We start from the raw sequence: 25,971 nt of genomic DNA, 5'->3' as shown, positions 1-25,971 counted from the left end.
CTCCTCAGGCGCTCACGGGTTCGCCGGCGCCGATGGCGCGGACGTTGACCTCGGCGGCGGACAGCGCGCCTTCGCGCGTTTCCAGCCAGAAGCGATAGAGCAGGTTGGCGGCCCCGCGCGCACGGTACGACGCGGTGGCGCGCATGTCGGACAGCGGGGTGTAGTCCTGGCCCAACGCGGCCATGCCGGCACGGGCGGTGGCCTCGTTCCATGGCTGGCCGGTCAGCGCGGCTTCGGTCAGCGCGGCCCGCTTGGGGGTGGCCGCCATGCCACCGAAGGCGATGCAGGCGGACGTGACGAAACCGTTCTCGACCGTGATGCCAAACGCGGCGCACACGGCGGAGATGTCCTCGTCAAAGCGCTTGGACAGCTTGTAGGTGCGGAAATACTGTGGACCCTCGACCGGCACGCGCAGGCCGGCGACGAACTCGCCTTCGGTCATGGCCGTCTTCTGGTAGGCCAGGTACAGGTCTTCCAGCGGCATCGTGCGACGCACGTCGCCACGCTGCAGCACGACTTCGGTCCCCAGCGCGATGAGCGCGGGCATTGAGTCGCCGATTGGCGAGCCGTTGGCGATGTTGCCGCCCAGCGTGCCGGCATTGCGGATGGGCAGCGAAGCAAAGCGCTTCCACATTTCCTCCAGCTCGGGGTGCGCGACATTCAGGGCGGCGTAAGCGCGCTCCAGCGTCACCGCGGCGCCGATCTCGATGAAGCCGTCGCGCTCCGCGATGGTGTTCAGGTCTTCCACCTGGCCCACGTAGAGCAGGTTGCCCAGCTCGCGGAATTGCTTGGTGACCCACAGGCCCACGTCGGTGCTGCCGGCGAGGATGCGGATGTTCGGCTCGGCGGCCTTGATCGCGCCAAACTCGGCCGCGGTGCGCGGCGCGTAGAAGTGCTGGCCGCGCGCGTTGTAGTGGAAGGTCTCGCCGCGCTTCAGGTTGCGCAGGGTGTCGGCGATCTGCTTCGGGTTCAGGCGGTCGGCCTGCGGTGCGGGCAGGGCCATCATGCGCTGGCCGGCGTCGACGATCGGACGGTAGCCGGTGCAGCGGCACAGGTTGCCGGTCAGCGCATCGCAGATTTCCTGCCGCGCGGGGGGCTCGCCGCCAGGCGTGTGCTGCTGGTACAGCGCCCACAGCGACATCACGAAGCCGGGCGTGCAGAAGCCGCATTGGGAGCCGTGGCACTCGACCATCGCTTCCTGCACGGGATGCAGCGCGCCGTCGGCCTGGCGCAGGTCTTCTACCGTGACCAGGGCCTTGCCGTCGAGCGTGGGGAGGAACTGGATGCAGGCGTTGACGGCCTTGAATTCGACATCGCCGCTGTCCTGCAACTCGCCGATGACGACGGTGCAGGCGCCGCAGTCGCCTTCTGCGCAGCCTTCCTTGGTGCCGGTGCAGCGGACGTCCTCACGCAGGTACTGAAGCACGGTGCGGGTAACGGGGGCGTCGGATATTTCCTGGACCTGGCCGCGGTGGAAAAAGCGGATGGTTTGCGTCTCCATGGTCTTCTCTCTTTCGGGGATGGCGGAAACATAGCATCGGCCCGATTCATGCAATATTCGGCCCATGTGATATGCCCCATCAAGGCGCGCGACTGTGACCGCCACCCCGCCGGGACGCCAGGCGGGGCGCGGTTTCCCGGGTTTGTCCGGGTCTTCCCGTACAGCGCCGGATTTGACCGCCCGAGGGATCCCTGACATACACTACGCCGTTCCCATCCCCCACGCCAGCCACACCCGCCCCCGCGGCGGGACGGGCCCCTGCCATGCACGGACGCGACCATCTCGATACTTATTTGCTGCGGGTGCTCCACACCCTGCTCACCGAGCAGAGCGTGACCCGCACGGCTGTCCGGCTCGGCCAGTCGCAACCGGCCATCAGCAATACGCTGAAGCGGCTGCGCGACATCACCGGGGACGCCATTCTGGTGCGCGGCAAGAGCGGCATGGTGCCGACCGAACGCGGGCGCGAACTGCTGGCGCTGGCCGAACAGAGCCTGGCGGCGATGGACCGCATTGCCCGTCCGCCGCAGCAGTTCGACCCTGCCACCACCACGCGGACCTTCCATCTGGGCGCGCCGGATTACCTTGACGCGTTCTTCCTGCCGAATATCGTCGAGCGCGTGCGCCGGCTGGCGCCGGGCGCCAAGCTGTTCGTGCACCCGATGACGCAGGCCAGCGATTTCCTGGAAGCGCTGGAGCAGGGGCACCTCGATATCGTGGTGGGCAACTGGCTGTCGCCGCCGGAACACCTGCATATCTCACCGCTGTTCGACGACGAAGTGGTCTGCATGCTCGGCGCGCAGCACCCGCTGGCGCGCCACGGGCTGACGCTGCGCCACTACCTGGAAATGCCACACTTGGCGCCCGCGCCGTATGCGTCGATGCAGCGCAGCATGATCGACCAGGCGCTGGCGGAGCAGGGCTACAAGCGCAACATCCAGGTCACGTTGCCGTACTTCGGCCTGGTGCCGTACGTGCTGATGAAGACCGACATGGTATTTACGACGGGTCGCCAGTTTGCCGCGCACTATGCGCAGTACTTGCCGATCCGGATGGTGGCGTCGCCGGTGTCGTTCCCGCGCATGCGGTTCTACCAGCTGTGGCACGAACGCTGCCATGCAGCGCCGGACGTGATGTGGATGCGGCGGATGATCGCCGAGGTGGCGGCCGATCTGCCGCAGTTGCCGCGGCTGGAAGCCGCGGCGGGGTAGGCTGGCTGCCGCTTACCTGGCGGCCTTGTAGTCGGGGAAGAACAGCTGTTCGCCATCGACCTTGTAGCTGGCGATGGCGTCCTGGCCTTCCTTCGAGGTCATCCATTCGACGAACTTCATCGCATCCGCGTAGTTGGCGCCGGGGTGCTTGGCCGGATTGACGGCGATCACGCCATACGGATTGAACATCTGCGGATCGCCTTGCAGCAGGATCGCCAGGCCGGTCTTGGCGCGATACGCGCCATAGGTGGCCCGGTCCGACAGCGTGTAGCCGGGCATCTGCGCGGCCATCGTCAGGACCTCGCCCATCCCCAGCCCGGCGTTCACGTACCACGGCTGCCCCTTCGGCTCGATGCCGGCCTTCTTCCAGTAATCCTTTTCCATCACGTCCGTGCCGGAGTTGTCGCCGCGCGAGATGAACTTGCTGCCGCTGCCGGCCACCTTTCTGAAGCCGGCGACGACGTCCTTGCCGCCCTGGATGCCAGCCGGGTCGCTGGCAGGGCCTACCACGATGAAGTCGTTGTACATGACGTCGCGGCGGTTCACGCCGTAGCCGGCGGCGACGAACTCGTCTTCCATCTTGCGGGCGTGCACCAGCAGCACGTCCACGTCGCCCATCTCGCCCATTTTCATGGCCTTGCCGGAGCCGACGGCGATCACCTTCACGTTGATGCCGGTTCTTTTCTCGAATCTGGGCAGCAGGTATTTCAGGAGCCCGGAATTCTCGGTGCTCGTGGTGGTGGCCATCTTGAGTTCGCCGGCGTATGCCGCTGGCAGCACAAGCAGCGCCACGGCGCTGGCGGCGCCGACCAGCGCACGAACCAGCCTGGAGGGTTGCGTAAGACGGACGTCTTGGCGGATGTCGGACATTGTTGTTCCTCCATTATGTTTTTGAAAACACAATTGCCACATCGACAATGCATCGTGGAGAATAGCCTCAGCGTCGTGGAAACCGGGGCATACGATTGTCAGCGAGCCACAATCCTCCTGTAAATATGCAAGGCAATTCATATGACTTTTCGCTTTGACCTGTTCCCGGTCATTGCCGCCGATGACAATCCGCGCGCCAACGGCAAGGTGTTCCAGCTCCTGAAAGCGGTGCGCGAAACCGGGTCGCTGCATCGGGCGGCCCAGGAGATCGGGCTTTCGTATCGCCATGCATGGGGCGTGATGCGCACCTGGGAAGATATGCTCGGCCGCAGCATGCTCGACATGGAGCGCGGACGCGGTGCGTCGCTGACGCGGTTTGGCGAACGGCTGCTGCGTGCCGAACTGCGCCTGCGCGAGACCATCGATCCCGCCGTGCAAAAAGCGATGGCGGATTTCCTGGTCGAACTCGACGACGCGGCCCAGCCGCAGACCGTCGTGCATTTCTCGGGCAGCCACGATCCGGCCGTCGAAACGCTGACTGCCGCCCTGAAAGGGGCGCCAACGCCGCTGCAGCTGGATGCGGTGTTCTGTGGCAGCGTGGAAGGCCTGATCTGCCTGCAGGAGCGTCAATCGGAGCTGGCGGGCTTCTATGTATCGCCGATCCAGGTAGCGGGGTCGGTGGCGCACGTGACCCTGCGCAAATGGCTGCGTCCGGCCACGGTGCGGCTGGTGCGGCTGGCGTGGCGGGAGCAGGGGCTGATCGTGGCGCCGGACATGGCGCGCGAGATCCACGACCTGCGGGACCTGGCCCGCACTGGTGCACGCTTCGTCAATCGCCAGCGCAGTTCTGGCACACGCATGCTGTTCGACCAGCTGCTGGCCACGCACGGCCTGTATCCGGACCAGATCACCGGCTACGAAGATCCCGAATTCAGCAACGAGAAAGTGGCGCAGGCCGTGCGCAGCGGGCGGGCGCAGGTTGGCTTCGGCCTGCGCATGAATGCGGAAGCGAACGGCCTGGCGTTCGTGCCGCTGACGCGCGAGGCGTACTACCTGGCGGTGCGCAAGAACGACCAGACTGCGCCGTGGATGTTGTCGCTGCTCGCGTTGCTGGCGGACCCCGCATTTGCGCAGCGCATCGAGGCGCTGCCTGGCTACACGGCCGCCGAACCGGCGGGCATCCTCACGCCGCAGCAGGCGCTGCCCTGGTTCGGCACGGACGGCAAGGAAGGGGCCTGATCGCGGGTCGGGGTTTGCCCGCAGGGTCGGCCCGTGAGGTTGGCCGACGAGGTTGGCCGGTGAGGTCAGCCTGCGAGGTCAGGCCGTATTACACTCCTCGACAAGCGGCGCCGCCGGCGCTGCCGGATGTCATCGCGAGGAGGCTCATGCTGGAAACCGCCGCGCTGGCCGCGGGCATGTCCTGGGCCAGCGGATTGCGTCTCTACCTGGCCGTGCTGGCCGCCGGGCTGCTGGCCCGCGTGGGTTGGCTCGCGTTGCCCCCCGGGCTCCAGGTGCTGGAGTCCTGGTGGGTCATCGGCGTGGCCGGGGTGCTGGCCGTTGCCGAATTCGTCGCCGACAAGGTGCCGGGCTTCGATACCGTCTGGGACGGCATCCAGACCTTTATCCGCATCCCTGCCGGCGCAATCCTGGCCGCGGCCGCATTCGGCCAGCTCGATCCGCAATGGATGGTGGCCGCCGGCTTGATCGGCGGCACCCTGGCCGGCGCCGCGCACGCCACTAAGGCTGGCACGCGCGCGCTGATCAATGTCTCGCCGGAACCATTTTCGAACTGGGTGGCGTCGTTTACCGAGGATGTGACGGCCACCGGCGGACTGCTGCTGGCCTTCTTCTTGCCCGTTGTCTTCCTGATCCTGCTGGCCCTGTTCCTGATTGTGGCGGTGTGGCTGATTCCCAGGCTCTGGCGCGGTGTGCGGCGGCTCCACGCCAGCCTGCGCGGCGGCGCCGGCAGCCCGCCGCGCAGGCCATGACATCTCCGCTCTCCCCATACCGTCCACGCTGAACCGCCTACCCGAAGATCGCCTGATGCCGACTGAGTCCGCCGCCGCACCCATCGCCCCCGAGACCCGTTTTTCCGCCTGGCACCAGGCGTTGCGCATGGCCCGGCGCGACTGGCTGGCCGGCGAGTTGACGTTGCTGCTGTTTGCGCTGGTGCTGGCCGTGGCGGCGCTGACGAGTGTGGGGTTTCTGGCCGATCGCATGCGGCTGGGGCTGGAGCGCGATGCGCGCCAGATGATCGCCGCCGACGTGCTGCTGATTTCCGACCAGCCGTTCGACGCTGCTTTCTCGGACCGCGCGAAGCAGGACGGCTTGCAGGTGGCGCAGACCGTCACGTTCCCGAGCATGGCGACGGCGCGCGTTGGCGGCAACGGCAACGGGCCGGCCGGGGGTGGGGCTACTGGTGGGGCCACAGGCGGAGGCGGCGAGGCGACAAGCCAGCTCGCTGCGCTCAAGGCGGTGACCGATGGCTACCCGCTGCGCGGCCGTCTCAAGGTGGCCACGGAGCCGGGCGGGGCCGAGCAAGCCGCCGAGGAGATTCCCGCATCCGGCACGGTCTGGGTCGACGAGGCGTTGCTCGGTGCGCTGGGCGTTCGTGTGGGCGACGGCCTCCAGCTTGGCAGCAAGACCTTTCGTATCGACCGGATCATCACGCAGGAACTGGACCGTGGCGCGGGCTTCATGAACTTCGCGCCGCGCGTGCTGCTGCCGCTGTCCGATCTGGAAGCCACCAAGCTGATCGGCTGGGGCAGCCGCGTGACCTACCGCCTGCTGGTGGCCGGGCCCGATGCGGCCGGCGATGCGTATCGCCAGTGGGCCACCGCGGAGATCGAGCGGCGCCACCTGCGCAACACGCGCGTGGAGTCGCTGGAATCGGGGCAGCCGCAAATGCGCGCCACGCTCGATCGCGCCGAACGCTTTCTGTCGCTGGTGGCGGTGCTGTCGTCGATGATCGCCGCCGTGGCCATCGCCATGTCCGCGCGGCGCTACATGCAGCGCCACACCGACGCGTGCGCGGTCTACAAGTGCCTGGGGCTGTCGCGCCAGCAAATTTTGGCGGCATTCGGCCTCGAATTCCTGGTGCTCGGCACCTGCGGGGCGATCGTCGGCGTGGCGCTGGGCTATCTGGCCCACTACGGCTTGCTGATGTCGCTTGGTGGCCTGCTGCGGGTCTCGTTGCCCCATCCGTCGGTGGTGCCGGCCCTGGTCGGCGTTGCGGCGGGGCTGGTGCTGCTGGTGGGTTTTGCACTGCCGCCGCTGCTGGCGCTGACGCGCGTGGCGCCGCTACGTGTGCTGCGGCGCGATATCGGCCTGCCCCCCGTTTCGGCATGGGTGGCGTATGCGTTGGGGCTTGGCGCCTTTGTCGGCCTGCTGCTGGTGGCCGCGCGCGACCTGAAGCTCGGACTGACCACTGCCGGCGGGTTTGTCGGCGCGGGCATCGTCTTCGCGCTGCTGGCACTGGGCCTGTTGCTCGCGCTGTCACGCGGCATGCGTGGCCGGGCCCGTGGCAGCGTGGGCTGGCGTTTTGCGCTGGCCGTGCTGGAGCGCCGGCGCGGCGTGACGGTGTTGCAGACCGTGGCGCTGGCCGTGGGGCTGATGGCGCTGTTGCTGCTCGGCATGACACGCAACGACCTGATCGATTCCTGGCGCAACGCCACCCCGGCCGACGCCCCCAATCGCTTCATCATCAACATCCAGCCTGACCAGCGAGACCCGCTGCGCGCGATGCTGGCGACGAACGGCGTCAGAGACCTGCTGTACCCGATGGTGCGCGGCCGCCTGACCCATATCGACGACCGACCGATCCAGGCGAACACGTACCCTGACGGACGCGCGCGCAACCTGGTGGAGCGCGAGTTCAACCTGTCCTATACGGACACGCTGCCCGAGGGCAATCAGGTGATCGCCGGCCGCTGGTCGGGTGGATCAGGCGGCGCGTCGGTGGAGGAGGGTATCGCCAAGACGCTCCACATCAAGCTGGGCGATACGCTGCGTTTCGATGTCGCCGGCCAGACCGTGGAGGCGCCGGTGACGTCGCTGCGCAAGCTCGACTGGGGCTCGATGCGCGTCAACTTCTTCGTGATCCTGCCCACGGACAAGATGCAGGGGCTGCCCGAGACCTACATCACCGCGTTCCACCTGCCGCCGGCCAAGGCATCGCTGGGCAACCGGCTGACTGCCGCGTTCCCGAACATCACCGTCGTCAATACCGACCTGATCTTGCGACAGATTCAGGACATCCTCGACCAGGTGATCGCCGCGGTGGAGTTTCTGTTTGTCTTTACGCTGCTGGCCGGCGTGACGGTGCTGTATGCGGCACTGTCCGGTGCGCGCGACGAGCGCAAGCGCGACGCCGGGTTGCTCAAGGCGCTTGGCGCGTCCGCGGCGCTGGTGCGGCAGACACAGTACGCGGAATTTCTCGTGGTGGGCGGGCTGGCGGGGCTGCTGGCCAGTCTTGGCGCCATCGCGGTGGGCTGGGGGCTGTCGCAGTTCGTGTTCGATTTCCCGTATCGCTTCAACGGATGGATCGTACCGATCGGCGTGGTTTCTGGCATGCTGTGCGCTTTTGCCGGCGGCTGGCTGGGATTGCGCGAGGTGTTGCGCCAGCCGGCGCTGGCGACGCTGCGTGATGTCTGATCACCGCGCAGCCTGTTCGCATTCCTATTGCCAATGAGTACCGATTCCAACGACAAGCCCGACGCCCAGAGCGAAGGCAAGGAAGTGACTGCCTACGAACTGGTGGGCGGTGAAGCGCGTGTGCGCGAACTGGTCGACCGGTTTTATGACCTGATGGACCTGGAGACGCAGTTCGCGGGTCTGCGCGCGCTGCATCCGCCGTCGCTTGACGGGTCGCGCGACAAGCTGTTCTGGTTCCTGTGCGGCTGGCTGGGCGGCCCCAACCACTTTATCGACCGGTTCGGCCACCCGCGCCTGCGCGCGCGCCATATGCCCTTCGAGATCGGCACCAGCGAGCGCGACCAGTGGATGCGCTGCATGGCGCTGGCGATGCAGGACGTCAACCTGCCGGAAGACCTGCAGTTGCGCCTGATGCAGGCGTTCTTCCAGACTGCGGACTGGATGCGCAATGTCCAGCGATAGCGCGGTGCCGGCCCAGGCCGTGCAGCTGCTGGACTTCTGGTTTGGCACGCCGGGCTCGGCGATCTGGAGTGTGTCGCGACGCGAGTGGTTTGCCAAGGACGACGCCTTCGATGCGGCGATCTGCGACAAGTTCTTGCCACTGTGGCAGGCAGCCGATGACGGCGCCGCCGAGGGCTGGTCGGCGACGCCCGAGGGCGCCTGCGCGCGCATCGTGCTGCTGGATCAGTTTCCGCGCAACATGTTCCGCGGCGATCCGCGCAGCTTCGCCACGGATGGCCGCGCGCTGGAGCTGGCTCGCCGCATGCTGGAACTCGGGTGGGACCGGCAATTGCCCACGCCCTGGCATCGCATGTTCTGCTACCTGCCGTTCGAGCACGCGGAATCCATGGACGCCCAGGATATTTCGGTACGCGAGTCCATCGCACTGCGGGAAGACAGCGGAGGCACCGTGGATGCCGTGGAGTGGGCGGTGAAGCATCGCGAGATCATTGCCCGGTTCGGACGGTTCCCGCACCGCAACGCGGTGCTGGGCAGGACGAGTACCGCCGAGGAGCTGGCGTTCCTGAAGAAGCCGGGGTCATCGTTCTGAGCCGGCCCCCCGGTCGCGCCCTGGCGTTGCCGCCGGATTCATCTTCGAGCGCCCCTGCGGATGTCGCGGTGGCGCTCTCGTCGCATCGGCCGGGCCTCGCCGGGCCGATTGCTTATAATCCCAATCCTGCCGATTCAAAGTCTGTCCTGAGCCCATGGAAGCCAAACCGCAAGCTGCTCCGCGTCGAACCCGAGACCGCATCCTCGACGTCTCGCTGCGCCTGTTCAACGAGCTGGGCGAGCCCAACGTCACCACTACGACGATCGCGGAGGCCATGGAGATCAGCCCTGGCAATCTCTACTATCACTTCCGCAACAAGGACGACATCATCAACTCCATCTTCGTGCGCTTCGAGCAGGAGATGGAGCGCCGCCTGAAGATGCCGGAGGATCACAAGGCTACGCTGGGCGAAAGCTGGGGCTACCTGCAGTACATGTCCGAGTTCTTGTGGAACTACCGATTCCTGTATCGCGATATCAACGATCTGCTGGCCCGTAACCGCATGCTGGAGACCAACTTCAAGCGGATCGTGGAACAGAAGAAGCGGTTTGCGCTGGAAATCTGCCGCCAGTTCCAGGAGGACGGCGACATGGAGGCGACGCCCGAGCAGGTGGACGCCATCTGCACCAACATCGTGGTGATCGCCACCTACTGGCTGTCTTTCCAGTTCGTGCAGCACCCGCGCCAGTACAACGATCCCGAGCAGATTCGTGGCTATCTCCACGGGTCGAGCTATCACATCTTTTCGATCCTGGCGCCGTACCTGCGCGGCAAGGCGCGCGAGGCATTTGACCAACTCGCGCGCGAGTACGCCGCCGCCAAGGCAGAGGCGGACGCCGCAAAAGCCGAGAAGGACAAGAAGTGAAATCCGTTTGCGTGTATTGCGGGTCCAGCCCCGGTCATCGTCCCGAGTATGCGGACGCCGCCCGCGCGCTGGGCAAGGCCATGGCCGAGCAAAGCCTGGCGCTGGTCTATGGCGGCGGCAAGGTCGGCCTGATGGGCATCGTCGCGGATAGCGTGATGGCGCACGGTGGCGCGGCCATCGGCGTGATTCCCGATGCGCTGATGCAGAAGGAAGTGGGGCACCGCGGCCTGACCGAGCTGCATGTCGTGCGCAACATGCACGAGCGGAAGCAGATGATGGCTGACCGCGCGGATGCCTTTATCGCGATGCCGGGTGGCGTGGGCACGTTCGAGGAGTTGTTCGAAACCTTTACGTGGCTGCAGCTGGGCTACCACGACAAGCCTGTCGGCCTGCTCAACGTGGCAGGCTTCTATGACGGCATGCTCGGATTCCTGAACCATGCGGTGGGTGAAGGCTTCCTGAAGCAGGTGCATGCGGAGATGCTGCATGTCGCCGAGACACCGGCCGACCTGCTGGGCAGGCTTGCCGCCGCGCCGCGCGTCCACGTGGACAAGTGGCAGCAGGGGCGGAAGCAAACCTAGCGTCGTTCGTCAGCCCACCCAGGCCTCCACCCACCTCACCACATGCGGCCCGCCGATCGCGATCCACGTGCCCGCGCACAAGATCAGGGCCAGCATGACCGCCGCGCTGCCGAAGTCCTTCGCCCGCTTGGACAGGCTGTGACGTTCCAGCGATATGCGGTCAACCGCGGCTTCGACGCTCGAGTTCAATAGCTCGACAATCAGCACCAGCAGCAACGTGCTGAGCAGCAGAATCCGTTCGACGACGCTCACCGGCAGAATGAACGCGCATGGCGTCAGGATGACCACCAGCGTCAGCTCCTGACGGAACGCACTCTCTTCCAGCACAGCAAACCGCAGGCCCGACAACGAGTTGATCGCCGCATGCCAGGCGCGTGTCAGGCCGCGGTTGCCCTTGTGGGGATTCTTTTCGACCGTGTATTCAATCTCCGGCTCGGCCGCCGCCCGCGTGGAGGTCGGGTTGGACAGGTGCGGGTCGGACGGTAGCGTGGGGTGCGGTTTGGACATGATCGTGCGCGGCGGAGGACGCCGAAGTGTCATGGGTGGCCGCCGGTACCGGCAGCGGCCGCAGGTGTGCCAGGAACTGCTCGGATGCCGCGCGCCACGAAAACTTTTCGGCATGCGCGCGCGCGGTGGCGCGGTCGATGCGCAGCGCCTCCAGGCAGGCTTCCCGCAAGTCCTCGTGCATCACGCCGGCCGGGCTGTCACCCAATACGTCGATCGGGCCCGTCACGGGATAGGCCGCCACGGGCAGGCCGCTCGCCAGCGCTTCCAGCAATACCAGCCCGAAGGTATCGGTACGGCTAGGGAAGACGAAAACGTCAGCGGAAGCATACACCCTGGCGAGCTCGGGCTGCTTCAGGACGCCCAGGTAGTTCGCCGATGGATAACGCGCCTTGAGGCTGGCCAGCGCGGGGCCGTCGCCGACCACCCACTTCGAGCCGGGGAGGTCCAGTTGCAGGAAGGCCTCGACATTCTTTTCAACAGCCACGCGGCCGACGTAGAGGAAGATCGGATGCGCGCTGTTCAGGACGTTCGCCCGCTGGGCGGTAAAGACGTCCAGATCCACCCCGCGCGTCCACAGCACGCCATGCGTGATGCCGTAGCGATGCAGATCGTCCAGCACCACCGGCGTGGGCGCCATGACGGCGCGCGCCGGGCCGTGAAACCAGCGCAGGAAGCGATAGGTCCATGCCAGCGGAATGCCGAAGCGTGCCTGCACGTATTCCGGAAAGCGCGTGTGGTAAGCCGTGGTGAACGGCAGCGCATGGCGTATTGCGTAGCGTCGCGCGGCGAGGCCGAGCGGACCCTCGGTGGCGATGTGCAGCGCATCGGGGCGGAAGTCGTCGATGCGACGGCGGACCTTGGCCGAAGGCAGCAGCGACAGACGGATTTCGGGGTAGGTCGGGCACGGTATCGTGCTGAATTCCAGCGGTGTCAGCAGGTCGACCGTATGGCCCATGGCCTCCAGCTCGCGGCGGGTGGACTTGAGCGTGCGAACCACGCCATTGACTTGCGGTTCCCAGGCATCCGTGACAATCAGGACTCTCATCGAAACTCCTTGCGGCAGAGGCGCCGTGGCGGCTGCGCGGTGGCGAAATGGTGGCGGTGTTGGTGGTGACGGCGCATGCCGCCGGTGTCGGGCGGATGGCCGTGGCGAGTCATGCTGCTGTGCCGTATCAGACGGCGAGCTCGGCGGTGCGGCGGCGACGCCGGCTGGTGGTGGCGGGCGGGTCGAGCAGTGTGGTCCAGTAGACGATCTTCAGCTCGCCTTCCATCGTTTCGACGAGCGCCGAAAGGCTTTCCACCCAGTCGCCGTCGTTGCAGTAGAGCTGGCCGTCGACCTCGCGGATTTCGGCCTTGTGGATGTGGCCGCAGACCACGCCGTCGCAGCCGCGGCGGCGCGCTTCTTCCACCATGGCGTGCTCGAAGGAATTGATGTAGCTCACGGCGTTCTTGACCTGATGCTTCAGGTATTGCGAGATCGACCAGTACTCGAAGCCGAGCTTGGTCCGGACGCGATTGAAGTGGCGGTTGATCGCCAGGATCATCGTGTAGAGCGAATCGCCCAGGTAGGCCAGCCATTTGGCGTGTTGCACGACGCCGTCGAACAGGTCGCCGTGAACGACCCAGAGGCGCCGGCCGGTAGCGGTGACGTGGATGGCGTCCTCGCGCACGGTGATATCGCCGAATGCCATGCCGTCGAACTGGCGCGCCACTTCGTCGTGGTTGCCCGGCACGTAGATGACATCGGTGCCCTTGCGTGCCTTGCGCAGCAGCTTCTGCACCACGTCGTTGTGGCTCTGCGGCCAGTACCAGCCGCGGCGCAGCTGCCAGCCATCGATGATGTCGCCCACCAGGTAGAGGACGTCCGATTCGTTGTGCTTCAGGAAGTCCAGCAGGTAGGTGGCCTGGCAGCCCGGCGTGCCCAGGTGGATATCGGACAGCCAGATGGCGCGGTAGCGATGCGTGGGGGGCTCGGCGGAGGAGGTGGGACGGTTGCCGGATTCGGCGTGGGCGCGGACGGGCGGGGCGGCGGGCGGTGACAGATCGGACGGCGGCGGCATGTACGCCGCGAGCACGGCGGACAGGGAGAGCGTCGTGTCAGGTTTGCCGCGCATTCGCTGCGCGACCCTCGACAGACGTCCGCGGGCAAATCGGATTGCTTGAACCATGGCGGCCCCGGTATCGGCGATGGCTGCATTGGGCCAGCGCGGCATGACGATACCGTGACGGAAACATGAATGTCATATGAACCCCGCGCAATGTGGCGGGCACGCGCGGCGGGTGTCGGCGCGGTCAGTGCGTGGCGGTTGCGCGTGGGGGTGCCGTCGCATCGGCACCGAGCATGGCCAGCGCGTCGAGCGTGGCCGCTATCGCGCGCGGGTGCCGCAACAATGAAACGTGGCCGATCCCGTCCAGCGCGAGATGGCGCGCGCCGTCGAGCCACGACGTGCCAGGCGGGCCGGCAATCGAATCGTGCCAGCTGAAGATCGAAACGATGCGTGCCCGCATGGCAGGCGATTCCGCAGCGGCAAGGGTGGCAAGCCAGGGACTCGCCCAACGCATTTGCCGCGCATTGCGGCCGCTGCCGAAGCGCGCCAGTGCGCAGCCATGGTGCGGACTACCAAGCGTCACGATGCCGGCGCACGGCGGTGCGGAGCAGGTGTCGGCGAGAGCGAGCACTTGCGCCGCGCGCGCGGCCAGTCCACCCATGCTGTGGCAGAGCAGCAGCGGGGCGCGTCCGGTGCGCGATCGGATGTCTCGCATGTGCGCCAGGAGCGTGGGCGCATAGTCGTCGATATCGCCGAGCACGGGCTCCAGGTCGATCCCTTCGCAGCGATAGCCCGCCGCGGCGAGTGAGGGCGCCATATCGAGCCAGATCGCTTGGTTACAGCCGTAGCCGTGGACGAGCAGCACGGTTGGCGCATCGCGCCCGGGGCCGCTGGCGGCGGGCGCCGCGAAGCGCAGCTGCGAGCGAAATGGCTGCAGCCAGTTGAACATGCGGAAGACGGATTGGCATTCCCCCAGGTAGCAGACCAGCGCGCTGGTCATGCCAAGCCGCTGGCGCCGGGGGGCATCGGCCGGGAGCGGGGGACGTTCGGCAGGCGCGATGCCCAGGCCACCCAGCGTGGCGCCAAAGGCGATGGCAACGCCGGCACCGAAGCCGATCAGCACCGCTAGCCCGCCGGTGCCGATCGCCAATGGCCACGGCCAGCCGGCCCAGACAGCCAGCCCCGCCGCCAGCCCGCTGGCCGCCGTTGCCTGGATGGCTACGGCGGCGCGGCGCAGGGCGGCGGCCGTGAGGCTCATGACTTGGCGGGGCGCAGGTCGGTCAGTCGGGTGCCGGCCAGGCGGTCATGCAGGAATTGCCGGCGCGGATCCAGCCACGCCAGCGAGATCCAGATCAGCAGGCCGGCGGCCAGCGCGCCGACGAACGGGCCCCGGGTCAGCCCCAACGCGTGGCCGACCACTGCCGCCGGCGGCAGCCACAGCCACGCCAGCACGAAACGCAGCGCGGCCCGCGGCCAGCGCGGAGGCACGCCAGCGGCGGTCTCCAGCCGGATCCGCCAGGTCTGCATCGCCAGCGTCTGGCCGTTGCGTTGCCAGAACCACGTGAAATAGAAACCGAGCACGACGAACATCCACGCTTGGTCGACGTAGGGGCGATCAAGCCCATGCTGTTGCAGCAGCGGCCGAACGAGCACATAGACCGCGCTGGCGGCCATCAGCACGCCAAACAGCAGCACACCCTCGTACAGCATGCACGTCAGCCGGCGGCGCAGCGTGGGCGTGCGGATGGCGCGATCGGGCGAAGCGGGGGGAGAAGCGGCAGACGTGGCAGCAGGCATGGCGCGAGGCGATCGGTTCGTGGCAGGTAGCGGATGCGGAGTCAGGCGGCAGAGCGGTGGGCTGACCCGAGGGTCGGCATGGCCCGGTGGCCGGTGCGTCGATCAGTGCAAGTCCGGGAAGCGGCAATTATGCCAAAACCTGCCTCGCTGGCCGCTTGGGGCCGACCCGGGCCGACGGCGTGCCAGTTTCGGGTGGGTTACCGGTTGACGACGCGACGGGCGAACTGGGGATGGCCTGGAGACGGCTCAGGGCCGTCCGCGCTTATTGGCGCGGCGCGTCCTGGGTGGTGATGTCCGTGGCGGCCTCCCCGGTGACCGGCGGCGCGAGCGTCGGTGCCGGCGTGGCCGATGTCGGCGCGCTCACGGCCGGGGCGGGTGCCGGGGCCGTTGGCGCGGACGCCGCGACGGCGGGTGTGCTGGCGACAGCCTGGGCCGGCGTGGCGGCCGGCATCGCATCCGGTGCGCTGGCGGGCTTCTTCTCGGGCCGGATCTGATGGCTGGTGTCGGCTGGCAGCCGCTTGCCGGACGGCAGCGCGCTGACGGCGCCCGGGCGGCGCGGCACCTTTTCTGCGGCAGCGAGCTTCTTCTTTTGCTCTTCCGGCAGTTGCTGGTAGCGATCCCACGCTTCCGCCTTCTTTTCCGCCGGCAGCGTGCGGGTGATCTGGTAGTTCTCGCGCGCCAGGCGTCGCTCCTGCGGGGTCATGCTGACCCACTCGGCCATGCGGGTTTGCAGGCGCGCCTGTTCCTCGGGCTTGAGTGTCGGGTAGCGGTCGGCGATGCGCTGCCACTTGCGCCGGTTCAGCTCGGGAATGGTGTCCCAGAGCGGCTGCAGTGGCGCCAGCACGCGCTGGTGCGCGGGCGACAGTTCGGTCCAGGTGGGGTGGGCGTTGATGATGTGCGGTGCCGGCGCGGTCGCGCCCGGCCCCTGCGCCTGTGCGGCGGTGACGGCCACGCCAGCCATGGCGGCGGCCATCAGCCCGGCCGCACATACGCCGGCTAGCCGGCGACGGAAGGCGTCGGAGCGGGAAGTAGCGCGAGCCATCCTATTGCCCGCGCTTCAGGAACACGTGGAAGCCCTGATCGGCGTAGGCCGTAGGCGGCAGGTCGTCAAGCAGCATGGCGGCGTCCACATCCGCCAGCTCCTCCACGCGCTTCTGCTGTTGCCAGTGATAGATACCGATGAGTCCGACAACGAGGACCACCAGCGTCCAGACAAGGGCAAGCCGGCGCAGCCATGCCCCGGCCCGGTGCATGGGCGTGTCCTCGTCTTCCTCGAACACGGGGCCATGCGCGCCGGGCAGCGCCAGTTGTGGCACGCGCACCGGAGCCTCGGCCTTCCTGGCGGCGAGCGCCATTCGCCGCGCGGCTGCCAGCCGTTCGGAAATGTCCGCCGGCAGGGCGTCCGCGGAGGCATCGAGTGCCGAGCGGATCTCGCGGGCGAAGCGGCGTTCCTGGATATCTCGTTCGTTTCTGCTCATAGTCGGACCCCCCGTGCGCGCAATGCTTGTGCCAGCGTATGCGTTGCACGGGAACAGTGCGTCTTGACGCTGCCTTCGGAGCAGCCCATGACAGCTGCGGTCTCGGCCACGTCCATATCCTCCCAGTAACGCATCAGAAAAGCTTCGCGTTGACGCGTGGGCAGACGCTGGATTTCCTGCTCGATGATCTGCATGACCTGTGCCCGTTCCACCTTGTCGGCACTGCTTTCCGCCGATTCCGTGCCAGCCTGGGCCTCCAGTGTGTCGAGCAGGTCATTATCGTCACCTTCGCGGTCGTCGCGCAGGTTGGAGAACAGTGTGACCCAGGTGTTCCGCACCTTCTGGCGCCGGAACCAGTCGTGGATGGTGTTCTGCAGGATGCGCTGGAACAGCGGCGGGAGTTCGGCGGCACTCTTGTCGCCGTATTTCTCCGCCAGCTTGATCATGGCGTCCTGCACGATGTCCAGCGCGGCTTCGTCGTCTCGCACGGCGAATACGGCCTGCTTGAAGGCGCGTCGCTCCACGCTGGCGAGAAAGTCGGAGAGTTCCTTGTCGGAGGCCATTCAGGCAAATACGGCGGGTGGGCGCGGAAACGGAGTGAAATGTGCCGCGTAAGACCTGCGGCAGTGGGGAAATGTCTGCGATGCTAGCAAAAAACCGCTGATTTGGGTCAATCCTGTATTGAAGTGCAGACATGAATTCGACTGCGGCGTGCGTCGGCGTCGGGGGTTCTTGTGCCGGATGCGCCGGGTCGGTGCGCGCTTCGCAAAAAGCGCGGAGGGACCGTAGACCGCGCTGGTGCATTGCAGTATCATCGACGGTTCACACGACATCAGTGGTTGTCTCATCAGACCGCTTATGAGGCGGTCTCCTCATGCAGACGCGCACCGCTTGAACCCGAGCCACAAGCCCGGCAGAGAGCATCCAAACAATTTTTTGCCGAAAATTGCAAAGGACTGAAATGAACATGCCCAGCGCGGAATTCTCCCACGCAGACAGCAATTCATCTGCCGCACCCGAAATGATCGGTGCGGAAATTCTCGTTCACGCACTCGCCGAAGAAGGCGTCGAATTCGTCTGGGGCTACCCCGGCGGCGCGGTGCTGTATATCTACGACGAGCTCCACAAGCAAAAGAAGTTCGAGCACATCCTGGTGCGCCACGAGCAGGCCGCGGTCCATGCCGCAGACGGCTATGCACGTGCGACCGGCAAGGTGGGCGTCGCCCTGGTGACCTCGGGGCCTGGCGTGACCAATGCCGTGACCGGTATCGCCACGGCCTACCTGGACTCGATCCCGATGGTGGTGATCACCGGCAACGTGCCGACCCACGCCATTGGCCAGGACGCCTTCCAGGAGTGCGATACGGTGGGCATCACCCGTCCGATCGTCAAGCACAACTTCCTCGTGAAGGACGTGCGCGACCTGGCGGCGACCATCAAGAAGGCCTTCTTCATTGCTGCCACCGGCCGTCCGGGCCCCGTGGTCGTGGACATTCCGAAGGACGTTTCCCGCAATTCCTGCAAGTACGAGTATCCGAAGTCGATCGACATGCGCTCGTACAACCCGGTGAACAAGGGACACTCGGGCCAGATCCGCAAGGCCGTGGCCCTGCTGCAGGGCGCGGAACGGCCGTTCATCTACTCCGGCGGCGGCGTGGTGCTGGCCAATGCCAGCGACGAACTGCGTCAGCTGGCTGCGATCACGGGCCACCCGGTGACCAACACGCTGATGGGCCTGGGCGCGTTCCCGGGTACCAGCAAGCAGTTCGTCGGCATGCTCGGCATGCACGGCACGTATGAGGCCAACATGGCCATGCAGAACTGCGACGTGCTGATCGCCATCGGTGCGCGGTTTGACGACCGCGTTATCGGCAACCCGGCGCATTTCACCGCCCAGGCGCGCAAGATCATCCATATCGATATCGACCCGTCGTCGATCTCGAAGCGCGTGAAGGTGGACATTCCGATCGTCGGCAACGTCAAGGACGTGCTGCAGGAGCTGATCGCCCAGCTTCAGGCCAGCGACGTCAAGCCGAAGCGCGAGGCGCTGGCCAAGTGGTGGGACCAGATCGAGCAATGGCGTTCGGTGGATTGCCTGAAGTACGACCGCAGCTCCGAGATCATCAAGCCGCAATACGTGGTGGAAAAGATCTGGGAACTGACCAAGGGCGACGCCTATATTTGCTCCGACGTCGGTCAGCACCAGATGTGGGCCGCGCAGTTCTACAAGTTCGACGAGCCGCGCCGCTGGATCAACTCCGGCGGCCTGGGCACGATGGGCGTGGGCCTGCCGTACGCAATGGGCATCAAGAAGGCGTTCCCGGACAAGGAAGTCGTCACCATCACCGGTGAGGGCTCGATCCAGATGTGCATCCAGGAACTGTCGACCTGCCTGCAGTACGACACCCCGATCAAGATCTGCTCGCTGAACAACGGCTATCTGGGCATGGTGCGCCAGTGGCAGGAAATCGAGTACGACAACCGCTACTCGCATTCCTACATGACCGCGCTGCCTGACTTCGTCAAACTGGCCGAGGCCTTCGGGCACGTGGGCATGCGCGTGGAGAAGACCTCCGACGTGGAACCGGCGTTGCGTGAGGCTTTCCGACTCAAGGATCGTACTGTGTTCCTGGACTTCCAGACCGACCCCACCGAGAACGTGTGGCCGATGGTCCAGGCCGGCAAGGGGATCTCCGAAATGCTGCTCGGCGCGGAGGACCTGTAAATGCGACACATCATTTCGGTCCTGCTGGAAAACGAACCTGGCGCGCTGTCCCGCGTGGTGGGCCTTTTCTCGGCACGCGGATACAACATCGAGACGCTCACGGTGGCTCCCACCGAGGATGCGTCGCTGTCGCGGATGACCATCGTCACCACCGGTTCGGACGACGTGATCGAGCAGATCACCAAGCATCTGAACCGCCTGGTGGAGGTGGTCAAGGTGGTCGACCTGACCGAAGGTGCGCACATCGAGCGCGAGCTGATGCTCGTGAAGGTGCGCGCGGTTGGCAAGGAGCGCGAGGAAATGAAGCGCACCGCCGACATCTTCCGTGGCCGCATCATCGATGTGACCGAGAAGACGTACACCATCGAGCTGACCGGCAACGGTGGCAAGCTGGATGCGTTCCTTGATGCCATCGACCGCACCGCGATCCTGGAAACCGTCCGTACGGGCGGCTCCGGTATCGGCCGCGGCGAACGCATCCTGAAGGTCTGACCGGCGCCCCCGGCAGCACGGCCAAAAGCCGACCGCAGTATCCCCGGCGGCGCGACGCGAGAATCCGATACAACGCACCGCGCCACGCTGCCACCCCTTATACGCAGACTTAAGAAATTGAAGGAAATATCATGAAAGTGTTTTACGACAAGGACGCCGACCTCTCCCTCATCAAAGGCAAGAACGTCACCATCATCGGCTACGGCTCGCAAGGCCACGCTCACGCGCTGAACCTGAAGGATTCGGGTGTGAACGTGACGGTCGGTCTGCGCAAGAGCGGCGCGTCGTGGAACAAGGCCGTCAACGCCGGCCTGCAGGTGAAGGAAGTGGCCGAGGCCGTCAAGAACGCCGACGTGGTCATGATCCTGCTGCCGGACGAGCAGATCGCCGACGTGTACAAGAATGAAGTGCACGACAACATCAAGGAAGGCGCTGCCCTGGCCTTCGCCCACGGCTTCAACGTGCACTACGGCGCCGTGATTCCGCGCGCTGACCTGGACGTGATCATGATCGCCCCGAAGGCCCCAGGCCACACGGTGCGTTCGACGTACTCGCAAGGCGGCGGCGTGCCCCACCTGATCGCCGTGCACCAGAACAAGTCCGGCGCCGCCCGTGACATCGCCCTGTCGTACGCCACCGCCAACGGCGGCGGCCGCGCCGGCATCATCGAGACCAACTTCCGCGAAGAAACCGAAACCGACCTGTTCGGTGAACAGGCCGTGCTGTGCGGCGGCACCGTGGAACTGATCAAGGCTGGCTTCGAAACGCTGGTGGAAGCCGGCTACGCGCCGGAAATGGCGTACTTCGAGTGCCTGCACGAGCTGAAGCTGATCGTGGACCTGATCTACGAAGGCGGCATCGCCAACATGAACTACTCGATCTCGAACAACGCGGAATATGGCGAATACGTCACCGGCCCGCGCGTCGTGACCGAAGAGACCAAGAAGGCGATGAAGCAGTGCCTGACGGACATCCAGACCGGCGAGTACGCCAAGAGCTTCCTGCTGGAAAACAAGGCCGGTGCTCCGACCCTGATCTCGCGCCGTCGCCTGACCGCCGAGCACCAGATCGAAGAAGTGGGTACCAAGCTGCGCGCGATGATGCCGTGGATTGCGAAGAACAAGCTGGTCGACCAGTCGAAGAACTAAGCTGATTGCCAGCGGGCAGGGCGCCTGGCCTTTCGGGGCCGGACGCCTGCAGCCGTCCAGCATTTCGCCGGTCTCCTGTGTTGCAGGGGGCATTTTGGCGGAGGCTGGACGGCTTTTTGTTATCCTTGTCGGGCTTTTTCGGGCGCAGGCCTGAATCCTTCTTATTTTTCGCGGCGATACGATGAGAGTTGAGGGCGACGCGGCCACCCGCGGCGTCGGCTCGTCATGGCGTATTGTTATTACCTGAACCACATTCCAAGTCTTGCATGAACTATCCTCATCCGCTGATCGCCCGTGAAGGCTGGCCGTTTCTGGCCGGCGCATTTGTAATCTCGCTGCTGGTGCATGTCAGCGCGGGCTTCTGGTGGGCGCTGCCGCTGTGGATCATCACGATCTTCGTGCTCCAGTTCTTCCGTGACCCGCCCCGGCCGATTCCGTCCGCGCCCAACGCCGTGCTGGCGCCCGCCGATGGCCGGATCGTTGTGGTCGAGAAGACGCAGGACCCGCACGCCGGCCGCGAGGCACTGAAGATCAGCGTGTTCATGAACGTGTTCAACGTGCATTCGAACCGCGCTTCGGTAGACGGCAAGGTGGAGAAGCTTGAATACTTCCCGGGCAAGTTTGTCAACGCCGACCTGGACAAGGCATCGCTCGAAAACGAACGCAATGCGGTGGTGATCCGCCGCGCCCAGGACGGACAGCTGGTGACGCTGGTGCAGGTGGCCGGTCTGGTGGCTCGCCGCATCCTGTGCTACACCAAGGTGGGTGACACGCTGTCGCGCGGCCAGCGCTACGGCTTCATCCGCTTCGGCTCGCGTGTGGACGTGTACCTGCCTGTGGACGCCCGCCCGCGCGTGACGATCGGCGAGAAGGTGTCGGCATCGTCGACCGTGCTCGCCGAACTTGACGTTCAATCGTAAGTCACCTGCGACAGGAGACTCTGGCATGGGTGCCTTCAATCGACGCAACAAGCGTGTCAGCAACGGCAACGTGACGCATCTGCGTCCGTTCCGCCACAACCAGTTGCGCAACGAGTCTGGCTTCGACGAAGCGGACGAGCACGACATCGAGTACGTGCGTCCGCGCCGGCGCGGGATCTACCTGCTGCCCAACGCGTTCACCACGGCAGCGCTCTTCGCCGGTTTCTTCGCGATCGTCCAGGCGATGAACATGCGCTTCGATGCCGCCGCCATTGCCATCTTCGCGGCGATGGTGCTCGACGGCATGGATGGCCGCGTGGCACGCATCACCAATACGCAAAGCGCATTTGGCGAACAATACGATTCGCTCTCGGACATGACCTCGTTCGGCGTGGCGCCCGCGCTGGTGATGTACGAATGGATCCTGCACGACCTGGGCAAGTGGGGCTGGATCGCCGCCTTTGTCTACTGCACCTGTGCCGCGCTGCGCCTGGCGCGCTTCAACGCGAACATCGGCGTAGTGGACAAGCGCTTCTTCCAGGGGCTGCCGAGCCCGGCCGCGGCCGCGCTGGTGGCGGGTTTCGTCTGGCTGGCCATCGACAACAAGCTGCCGGTCAAGGAGTTGTGGATGCCGTGGGCCGCGTTTGCGATCACCCTGTATGCGGGGTTGTCGATGGTATCCAATGCGCCGTTCTACAGCGGCAAGGCACTGGACGTCCGGTACCGCGTGCCGTTCGGCATGATGGTGCTGGTGCTGGTGTTGTTCGTGGTGGTTTCCACTGATCCGCCGGTTGCACTGTTTGGCCTGTTCGTCGCGTATGCCATCTCGGGCTACCTGCTGTGGGCCTGGCGTGCGCTGCACGGCGAGCCGGGCGGGGTGCGCAAGGCTCGCGCGAACGGGTCGGGCGCCGGCGGCAACGGCAACGGCAACTGATCTTGCATGGCAGAAGGGCGCTCCGTGGCGCCCTTTGTTTTTTCTAGCAGTACGTTCCACTTACCGTCAGGAGGATGTCATGGGCATGTTCGACTTCATCAAGGAAGCGGGGGAAAAACTGTTCGGCAAGGGCGAGGCCAAGGCCGCGCAGGAGGCCGCTGCCGCCGACGCATCGGCCGAGAAGGTGGATGCCGCCAATCGCGCCGCGGGCGATGCGATCGAGGCCTACGTGAAGCAGATGGGTCTGGATGCGACGGGACTGATGGTTCAGGTGGATGGATCGCAAGGCAAGGTCACGGTCTTCGGCGTGGCACCGGACCAGGCGACGAAAGAAAAGATCATCCTCTGCTGTGGCAATGTCGAGGGCGTGGAAGCGGTCGAGGACAAGATGTCCGTCAACGTGGAATCGATCGAATCGCAATGGCACACCGTGGTGAAGGGCGACACACTTTGGGCGATTTCTCAGGCCGCCTATGGCAACGGCGCCGAGTACAACAAGATCTTCGAGGCGAACAGGCCGATGCTGACGCACCCGGACAAGATCTATCCGGGGCAGAAGCTGCGGATTCCGCCAAAGTAAGATCGAGGCGAGGCATTTAAGGCAACACAGGGGCTGGCAGCGCCGACGCGTGACTTGCCTGCGCCTGTGTTGCACGCACGCGCCAAACCGGATATAGTCGCCAACATGATTTCGCGCCAGTCCCTAATCGCCCGCACCACCCTAGGTGGCCTACTAGGCCATCAGGTCGGGACGCGCGTGCGCTGAGGACGATATCGCCTTAGCGCGGAATCAAGAGGAATTTTCCAACGCCCCGGCCTGCATCCATGCACGCCGGGGCGTTTTGCATTCGCCTCGCCGGAAGATCCCCAGGATCAAACGGCAAGCCCCGGCGGCAGGACGGACGGGACAGCACTGCACATTACAAGGCACAGCCAGGAGCTCCACAAATGTCTGACAAACTCATCATTTTCGACACCACCTTGCGTGACGGCGAACAATCGCCCGGCGCGTCCATGACCCGCGAGGAAAAGATCCGCATCGCGCGCCAGCTGGAACGCCTGAAGGTCGATGTGATCGAGGCCGGCTTTGCCGCCAGCTCCAATGGCGATTTCGAGGCCATCCGCTCGATCGCCCAGGTGGTGAAGGATTCGACCATCTGCTCGCTGGCCCGCGCCAACGACAAGGACATCGCACGTGCCGCCGAGGCGCTCAAGCCGGCCAACTCGTTCCGCATCCACACGTTCATCGCCACATCGGCGCTGCACATGGAAAAGAAGCTGCGCATGACGCCGGACCAGGTGTACGAACAGGCCCGCCTGGCCGTGCGCTTTGCCCGCCAGTTCACGGATGACATCGAGTTCTCGCCGGAAGACGGCAGCCGTTCCGACATGGATTTCCTGTGCCGTGTGCTGGAAGGCGTGATCGCCGAGGGCGCCACCACGATCAACTTGCCGGATACGGTTGGCTATGCCGTGCCGGAAGGCTATGCCGATCTGATCCGCACGGTGCGCGAGCGCATTCCCAACTCGGACAAGGCCATCTGGTCCGTCCACTGCCATAACGATCTGGGCATGGCCGTGGCCAATTCGCTGGCCGCCGTGAAGCTGGGCGGCGCACGCCAGATCGAATGCACGATCAACGGTCTGGGTGAGCGCGCGGGCAACACCAGCCTGGAAGAAGTTGTGATGGCCGTGAAGACGCGCCGTGACTACTTCGACATGGATGTGGGCATCGACACGACACAGATCGTGCCGGCGTCGAAGCTGGTGTCGCAGATCACCGGTTTCGTGGTGCAGCCGAACAAGGCCGTGGTCGGCGCCAATGCGTTTGCCCATGCGTCCGGCATTCACCAGGATGGCGTGCTCAAGGCCCGCGATACCTACGAGATCATGCGCGCGGAGGACGTGGGCTGGTCGGCCAACAAGATCGTGCTGGGCAAGCTCTCGGGCCGCAATGCCTTCAAGCAGCGCCTGCAGGAGCTGGGGATCGAACTGGAGAGCGAGAGCGAAGTCAACGCCGCGTTCGGCCGCTTCAAGGAGCTGGCTGACCAGAAGGCCGAGATCTTCGACGAAGACATCATGGCCATCGTCTCCGATGAGGCGCACGACGCCGCGAACGAGCACTACCGGTTCATCTCTTTGTCGCAGCACTCGGAAACCGGCGAGCGTCCGCATGCCCGCGTGGTGTTCAATGTGGACGGCCAGGAGCTGACCGGCGAAGGCGAGGGCAATGGCCCGGTGGATGCCACGCTGCATGCCATCGAAGGCAAGGTCAGCAGCGGCGCCGAACTGGTGCTGTACTCGGTGAATGCCATCACCGCCGGTACGCAGGCGCAGGGCGAGGTGACGGTGCGTCTGTCGAAGGCTGGACGCATCGTGAACGGTGTGGGTACCGATCCGGATATCGTGGCCGCTTCGGCCAAGGCTTATCTGGCTGCACTGAACAAGCTGCACGACAAGGCCGTGCAGAAGATCAATCCGCAGATCTGATCCCTGATTTGCGCGATGCCGGCGGCGGGCTCACAAGGCCCGGCCGCCAGAAACCGCCCGCCAGCCACGTATCCCGTGGCGGCGGGCGGAATGCATTTGGGGCGTGCGGTTAGCGCGGATCGGGACGGTCGCGCAGTGGATCGGGGGTGATCTGCGTCTGGCGCAACACGCCACCGTCGTCAAAGTAGAAGTTGAACATCGAGTACCACTGATCCTCATGCAGGAAGCGGTAGGTCCAGACCTCGCGCCTCATCAACGGGTAGTACTCGTTCGGTTCGCGCGGCGCGCCAAAATGTTCGAGCACGTCCTTCTTCGTCCAGACGTTGACCTTGGCCTTGTAGAGCTCAAGCGTGGTCAACATCTGACGGAAATTTGTCAGGTTGCCATTCCGGTCAAAGTCGGCCGCATAGGATTGCTCGCCCATCGGTTGCTTGGAGTAGAACCAGCGCGTGGTGCCGTCGTCGAGCCGGTAGACGTCGGTTGGTCTGCCGAATGTCGCTTCCACAACGCTTTGCGGCTGGCCGACGAGCTTTAGGCCGGTATTGACCGGCGCCAGCGCGGTACATGCGGCGAGGGTGGCGATGGCCAGGCTGGCAGTCAGCCAGCGGCCGACACGTGGCAGTAGGGATGTCATGGCGATGTCTGATGGAGCGGTTTGGGTAGGAATAGCCGAAGTGTAGCGGCCAGCGCAGCGGGGTGT

Annotated in this window: 26 protein-coding genes; 15 read left to right on the top strand and 11 right to left on the bottom strand. The window is 65.5% G+C overall.

The features are described from left to right. Positions 1-4: 4 nt before the first annotated feature. Positions 5-1,501, bottom strand: coding sequence for a xanthine dehydrogenase small subunit (gene xdhA, locus BLR29_RS20340; RefSeq protein ID WP_092138892.1), 1,497 nt, complete (start codon positions 1,499-1,501; stop codon positions 5-7). Positions 1,502-1,764: 263 nt separating this feature from the next. Here xdhA and BLR29_RS20335 point away from each other — a divergent pair, with 263 nt between their 5' ends. Continuing rightward, positions 1,765-2,712, top strand: a complete 948-nt coding sequence (locus BLR29_RS20335) for a LysR substrate-binding domain-containing protein (RefSeq protein WP_092138891.1) — start codon at positions 1,765-1,767, stop codon at positions 2,710-2,712. Positions 2,713-2,724: 12 nt separating this feature from the next. On the opposite strand, the gene BLR29_RS20330 is transcribed toward BLR29_RS20335, so the two are convergent. Then, complete coding sequence (locus BLR29_RS20330; protein WP_176861005.1) at positions 2,725-3,582, bottom strand: ABC transporter substrate-binding protein; 858 nt, start codon at positions 3,580-3,582, stop codon at positions 2,725-2,727. A gap of 141 nt (positions 3,583-3,723) precedes the next feature. Between BLR29_RS20330 and BLR29_RS20325 the strand changes: the two genes are divergently transcribed. The 7 genes from BLR29_RS20325 to BLR29_RS20295 all read left to right on the top strand — a co-directional run bounded on the left by BLR29_RS20325 (position 3,724) and on the right by BLR29_RS20295 (position 10,732). Then, positions 3,724-4,821, top strand: a complete 1,098-nt coding sequence (locus BLR29_RS20325) for a substrate-binding domain-containing protein (RefSeq protein WP_092138889.1) — start codon at positions 3,724-3,726, stop codon at positions 4,819-4,821. Between the two features lie 146 nt (positions 4,822-4,967). Beyond that, positions 4,968-5,570: a DUF4126 domain-containing protein gene (locus BLR29_RS20320; protein WP_092138887.1), complete on the top strand. Its 603-nt coding sequence runs from the start codon at positions 4,968-4,970 to the stop codon at positions 5,568-5,570. A gap of 55 nt (positions 5,571-5,625) precedes the next feature. After that, positions 5,626-8,235 (top strand): ABC transporter permease, encoded by a 2,610-nt coding sequence (locus BLR29_RS20315; RefSeq protein ID WP_092138885.1) that lies wholly within the window; start codon positions 5,626-5,628, stop codon positions 8,233-8,235. Positions 8,236-8,268: 33 nt separating this feature from the next. Then, positions 8,269-8,697 carry a group II truncated hemoglobin gene (locus BLR29_RS20310; protein ID WP_092138883.1) on the top strand — a complete coding sequence of 143 codons (429 nt, stop codon included), beginning with the start codon at positions 8,269-8,271 and terminating at the stop codon, positions 8,695-8,697. Further along, on the top strand, positions 8,684-9,286 hold the full coding sequence (locus tag BLR29_RS20305; protein ID WP_092138881.1) for a DUF924 family protein: 603 nt from the start codon (positions 8,684-8,686) through the stop codon (positions 9,284-9,286). The genes BLR29_RS20310 and BLR29_RS20305 overlap by 14 nt, the downstream gene beginning before the upstream one ends. 154 nt (positions 9,287-9,440) lie before the next feature. Then, a complete protein-coding gene (locus BLR29_RS20300; RefSeq protein WP_092138879.1) occupies positions 9,441-10,151 on the top strand; it encodes a TetR/AcrR family transcriptional regulator in 711 nt (236 codons plus the stop codon). After that, entirely contained in the window at positions 10,148-10,732 is a 585-nt protein-coding gene (locus BLR29_RS20295; RefSeq protein WP_092138877.1) for an LOG family protein, read from the top strand. The genes BLR29_RS20300 and BLR29_RS20295 overlap by 4 nt, the downstream gene beginning before the upstream one ends. A gap of 9 nt (positions 10,733-10,741) precedes the next feature. Here BLR29_RS20295 and BLR29_RS20290 read toward each other — a convergent pair whose 3' ends face one another. The 8 genes from BLR29_RS20290 to BLR29_RS20255 form a co-directional block, all read right to left on the bottom strand. Next, complete coding sequence (locus BLR29_RS20290) at positions 10,742-11,239, bottom strand: diacylglycerol kinase (protein ID WP_092138875.1); 498 nt, start codon at positions 11,237-11,239, stop codon at positions 10,742-10,744. Then, positions 11,154-12,284, bottom strand: coding sequence for a glycosyltransferase family 4 protein (locus BLR29_RS20285; protein WP_092138873.1), 1,131 nt, complete (start codon positions 12,282-12,284; stop codon positions 11,154-11,156). Before BLR29_RS20285 ends, BLR29_RS20290 begins: the two co-directional genes overlap by 86 nt. Before the next feature lie 127 nt (positions 12,285-12,411). Further along, the gene (locus BLR29_RS20280; RefSeq protein ID WP_092139166.1) at positions 12,412-13,407 is read right to left on the bottom strand and encodes a UDP-2,3-diacylglucosamine diphosphatase; all 996 of its coding nucleotides are present in this window, start codon (positions 13,405-13,407) and stop codon (positions 12,412-12,414) included. A gap of 124 nt (positions 13,408-13,531) precedes the next feature. Beyond that, positions 13,532-14,545 (bottom strand): esterase/lipase family protein, encoded by a 1,014-nt coding sequence (locus BLR29_RS20275; RefSeq protein ID WP_092138871.1) that lies wholly within the window; start codon positions 14,543-14,545, stop codon positions 13,532-13,534. Then, positions 14,542-15,084, bottom strand: a complete 543-nt coding sequence (locus tag BLR29_RS20270) for an RDD family protein (protein ID WP_092138869.1) — start codon at positions 15,082-15,084, stop codon at positions 14,542-14,544. Before BLR29_RS20270 ends, BLR29_RS20275 begins: the two co-directional genes overlap by 4 nt. Positions 15,085-15,346: 262 nt before the next feature. Beyond that, positions 15,347-16,126 carry a DUF3106 domain-containing protein gene (locus BLR29_RS20265; protein ID WP_092138868.1) on the bottom strand — a complete coding sequence of 260 codons (780 nt, stop codon included), beginning with the start codon at positions 16,124-16,126 and terminating at the stop codon, positions 15,347-15,349. Position 16,127: 1 nt separating this feature from the next. Continuing rightward, on the bottom strand, positions 16,128-16,562 hold the full coding sequence (locus tag BLR29_RS20260) for a DUF3619 family protein (RefSeq protein ID WP_092138866.1): 435 nt from the start codon (positions 16,560-16,562) through the stop codon (positions 16,128-16,130). After that, entirely contained in the window at positions 16,559-17,125 is a 567-nt protein-coding gene (locus BLR29_RS20255) for an RNA polymerase sigma factor (protein WP_092138864.1), read from the bottom strand. The genes BLR29_RS20260 and BLR29_RS20255 overlap by 4 nt, the downstream gene beginning before the upstream one ends. A 398-nt stretch (positions 17,126-17,523) precedes the next feature. On the opposite strand from BLR29_RS20255, the gene BLR29_RS20250 reads away from it, so the two are divergent. The 7 genes from BLR29_RS20250 (at position 17,524) to BLR29_RS20220 (ending at position 25,271) form a co-directional block, all read left to right on the top strand. Then, positions 17,524-19,287: an acetolactate synthase 3 catalytic subunit gene (locus tag BLR29_RS20250; RefSeq protein ID WP_092138862.1), complete on the top strand. Its 1,764-nt coding sequence runs from the start codon at positions 17,524-17,526 to the stop codon at positions 19,285-19,287. Further along, entirely contained in the window at positions 19,288-19,779 is a 492-nt protein-coding gene (gene ilvN / locus BLR29_RS20245; protein WP_008643328.1) for an acetolactate synthase small subunit, read from the top strand. It abuts the gene before it with no gap. 131 nt (positions 19,780-19,910) lie between these two features. Further along, a complete protein-coding gene (gene ilvC, locus BLR29_RS20240) occupies positions 19,911-20,927 on the top strand; it encodes a ketol-acid reductoisomerase (protein ID WP_092138860.1) in 1,017 nt (338 codons plus the stop codon). Between the two features lie 266 nt (positions 20,928-21,193). Further along, complete coding sequence (locus tag BLR29_RS20235; RefSeq protein ID WP_092138858.1) at positions 21,194-21,847, top strand: phosphatidylserine decarboxylase; 654 nt, start codon at positions 21,194-21,196, stop codon at positions 21,845-21,847. Positions 21,848-21,872: 25 nt separating this feature from the next. Then, the gene (pssA, locus tag BLR29_RS20230) at positions 21,873-22,781 is read left to right on the top strand and encodes a CDP-diacylglycerol--serine O-phosphatidyltransferase (RefSeq protein WP_092138856.1); all 909 of its coding nucleotides are present in this window, start codon (positions 21,873-21,875) and stop codon (positions 22,779-22,781) included. 79 nt (positions 22,782-22,860) lie between these two features. Beyond that, positions 22,861-23,361: a peptidoglycan-binding protein LysM gene (gene lysM, locus BLR29_RS20225; protein ID WP_092138854.1), complete on the top strand. Its 501-nt coding sequence runs from the start codon at positions 22,861-22,863 to the stop codon at positions 23,359-23,361. A gap of 368 nt (positions 23,362-23,729) precedes the next feature. Beyond that, positions 23,730-25,271 carry a 2-isopropylmalate synthase gene (locus BLR29_RS20220; protein WP_092138852.1) on the top strand — a complete coding sequence of 514 codons (1,542 nt, stop codon included), beginning with the start codon at positions 23,730-23,732 and terminating at the stop codon, positions 25,269-25,271. 109 nt (positions 25,272-25,380) lie between these two features. Here BLR29_RS20220 and BLR29_RS20215 read toward each other — a convergent pair whose 3' ends face one another. Further along, complete coding sequence (locus BLR29_RS20215) at positions 25,381-25,905, bottom strand: hypothetical protein (protein ID WP_092138850.1); 525 nt, start codon at positions 25,903-25,905, stop codon at positions 25,381-25,383. Between the last annotated feature and the right edge of the window lie 66 nt (positions 25,906-25,971).

The organism is Cupriavidus sp. YR651 (genome assembly GCF_900101625.1).
Lineage (GTDB): Bacteria > Pseudomonadota > Gammaproteobacteria > Burkholderiales > Burkholderiaceae > Cupriavidus.
This window is presented reverse-complemented; position numbering and strand designations above follow the sequence as displayed.

Bases quoted from the DNA above. Each gene is read 5' to 3' on its own strand.
- BLR29_RS20325 (WP_092138889.1), top strand. From the start codon at position 3,724: ATGACTTTTCGCTTTGACCTGTTCCCGGTCATTGCCGCCGATGACAAT.
- pssA (WP_092138856.1), top strand. From the start codon at position 21,873: ATGGGTGCCTTCAATCGACGCAACAAGCGTGTCAGCAACGGCAACGTG.
- BLR29_RS20330 (WP_176861005.1), bottom strand. From the start codon at position 3,582: ATGTCCGACATCCGCCAAGACGTCCGTCTTACGCAACCCTCCAGGCTG.
- BLR29_RS20280 (WP_092139166.1), bottom strand. From the start codon at position 13,407: ATGGTTCAAGCAATCCGATTTGCCCGCGGACGTCTGTCGAGGGTCGCG.
- BLR29_RS20220 (WP_092138852.1), top strand. From the start codon at position 23,730: ATGTCTGACAAACTCATCATTTTCGACACCACCTTGCGTGACGGCGAA.
- BLR29_RS20255 (WP_092138864.1), bottom strand. From the start codon at position 17,125: ATGGCCTCCGACAAGGAACTCTCCGACTTTCTCGCCAGCGTGGAGCGA.
- BLR29_RS20260 (WP_092138866.1), bottom strand. From the start codon at position 16,562: ATGAGCAGAAACGAACGAGATATCCAGGAACGCCGCTTCGCCCGCGAG.
- BLR29_RS20305 (WP_092138881.1), top strand. From the start codon at position 8,684: ATGTCCAGCGATAGCGCGGTGCCGGCCCAGGCCGTGCAGCTGCTGGAC.
- xdhA (WP_092138892.1), bottom strand. From the start codon at position 1,501: ATGGAGACGCAAACCATCCGCTTTTTCCACCGCGGCCAGGTCCAGGAA.
- ilvC (WP_092138860.1), top strand. From the start codon at position 19,911: ATGAAAGTGTTTTACGACAAGGACGCCGACCTCTCCCTCATCAAAGGC.
- BLR29_RS20335 (WP_092138891.1), top strand. From the start codon at position 1,765: ATGCACGGACGCGACCATCTCGATACTTATTTGCTGCGGGTGCTCCAC.
- lysM (WP_092138854.1), top strand. From the start codon at position 22,861: ATGGGCATGTTCGACTTCATCAAGGAAGCGGGGGAAAAACTGTTCGGC.
- BLR29_RS20235 (WP_092138858.1), top strand. From the start codon at position 21,194: ATGAACTATCCTCATCCGCTGATCGCCCGTGAAGGCTGGCCGTTTCTG.
- BLR29_RS20285 (WP_092138873.1), bottom strand. From the start codon at position 12,284: ATGAGAGTCCTGATTGTCACGGATGCCTGGGAACCGCAAGTCAATGGC.
- BLR29_RS20215 (WP_092138850.1), bottom strand. From the start codon at position 25,905: ATGACATCCCTACTGCCACGTGTCGGCCGCTGGCTGACTGCCAGCCTG.
- BLR29_RS20275 (WP_092138871.1), bottom strand. From the start codon at position 14,545: ATGAGCCTCACGGCCGCCGCCCTGCGCCGCGCCGCCGTAGCCATCCAG.
- BLR29_RS20250 (WP_092138862.1), top strand. From the start codon at position 17,524: ATGAACATGCCCAGCGCGGAATTCTCCCACGCAGACAGCAATTCATCT.
- BLR29_RS20290 (WP_092138875.1), bottom strand. From the start codon at position 11,239: ATGTCCAAACCGCACCCCACGCTACCGTCCGACCCGCACCTGTCCAAC.
- BLR29_RS20315 (WP_092138885.1), top strand. From the start codon at position 5,626: ATGCCGACTGAGTCCGCCGCCGCACCCATCGCCCCCGAGACCCGTTTT.
- BLR29_RS20310 (WP_092138883.1), top strand. From the start codon at position 8,269: ATGAGTACCGATTCCAACGACAAGCCCGACGCCCAGAGCGAAGGCAAG.
- BLR29_RS20300 (WP_092138879.1), top strand. From the start codon at position 9,441: ATGGAAGCCAAACCGCAAGCTGCTCCGCGTCGAACCCGAGACCGCATC.
- BLR29_RS20265 (WP_092138868.1), bottom strand. From the start codon at position 16,126: ATGGCTCGCGCTACTTCCCGCTCCGACGCCTTCCGTCGCCGGCTAGCC.
- ilvN (WP_008643328.1), top strand. From the start codon at position 19,288: ATGCGACACATCATTTCGGTCCTGCTGGAAAACGAACCTGGCGCGCTG.
- BLR29_RS20320 (WP_092138887.1), top strand. From the start codon at position 4,968: ATGCTGGAAACCGCCGCGCTGGCCGCGGGCATGTCCTGGGCCAGCGGA.
- BLR29_RS20270 (WP_092138869.1), bottom strand. From the start codon at position 15,084: ATGCCTGCTGCCACGTCTGCCGCTTCTCCCCCCGCTTCGCCCGATCGC.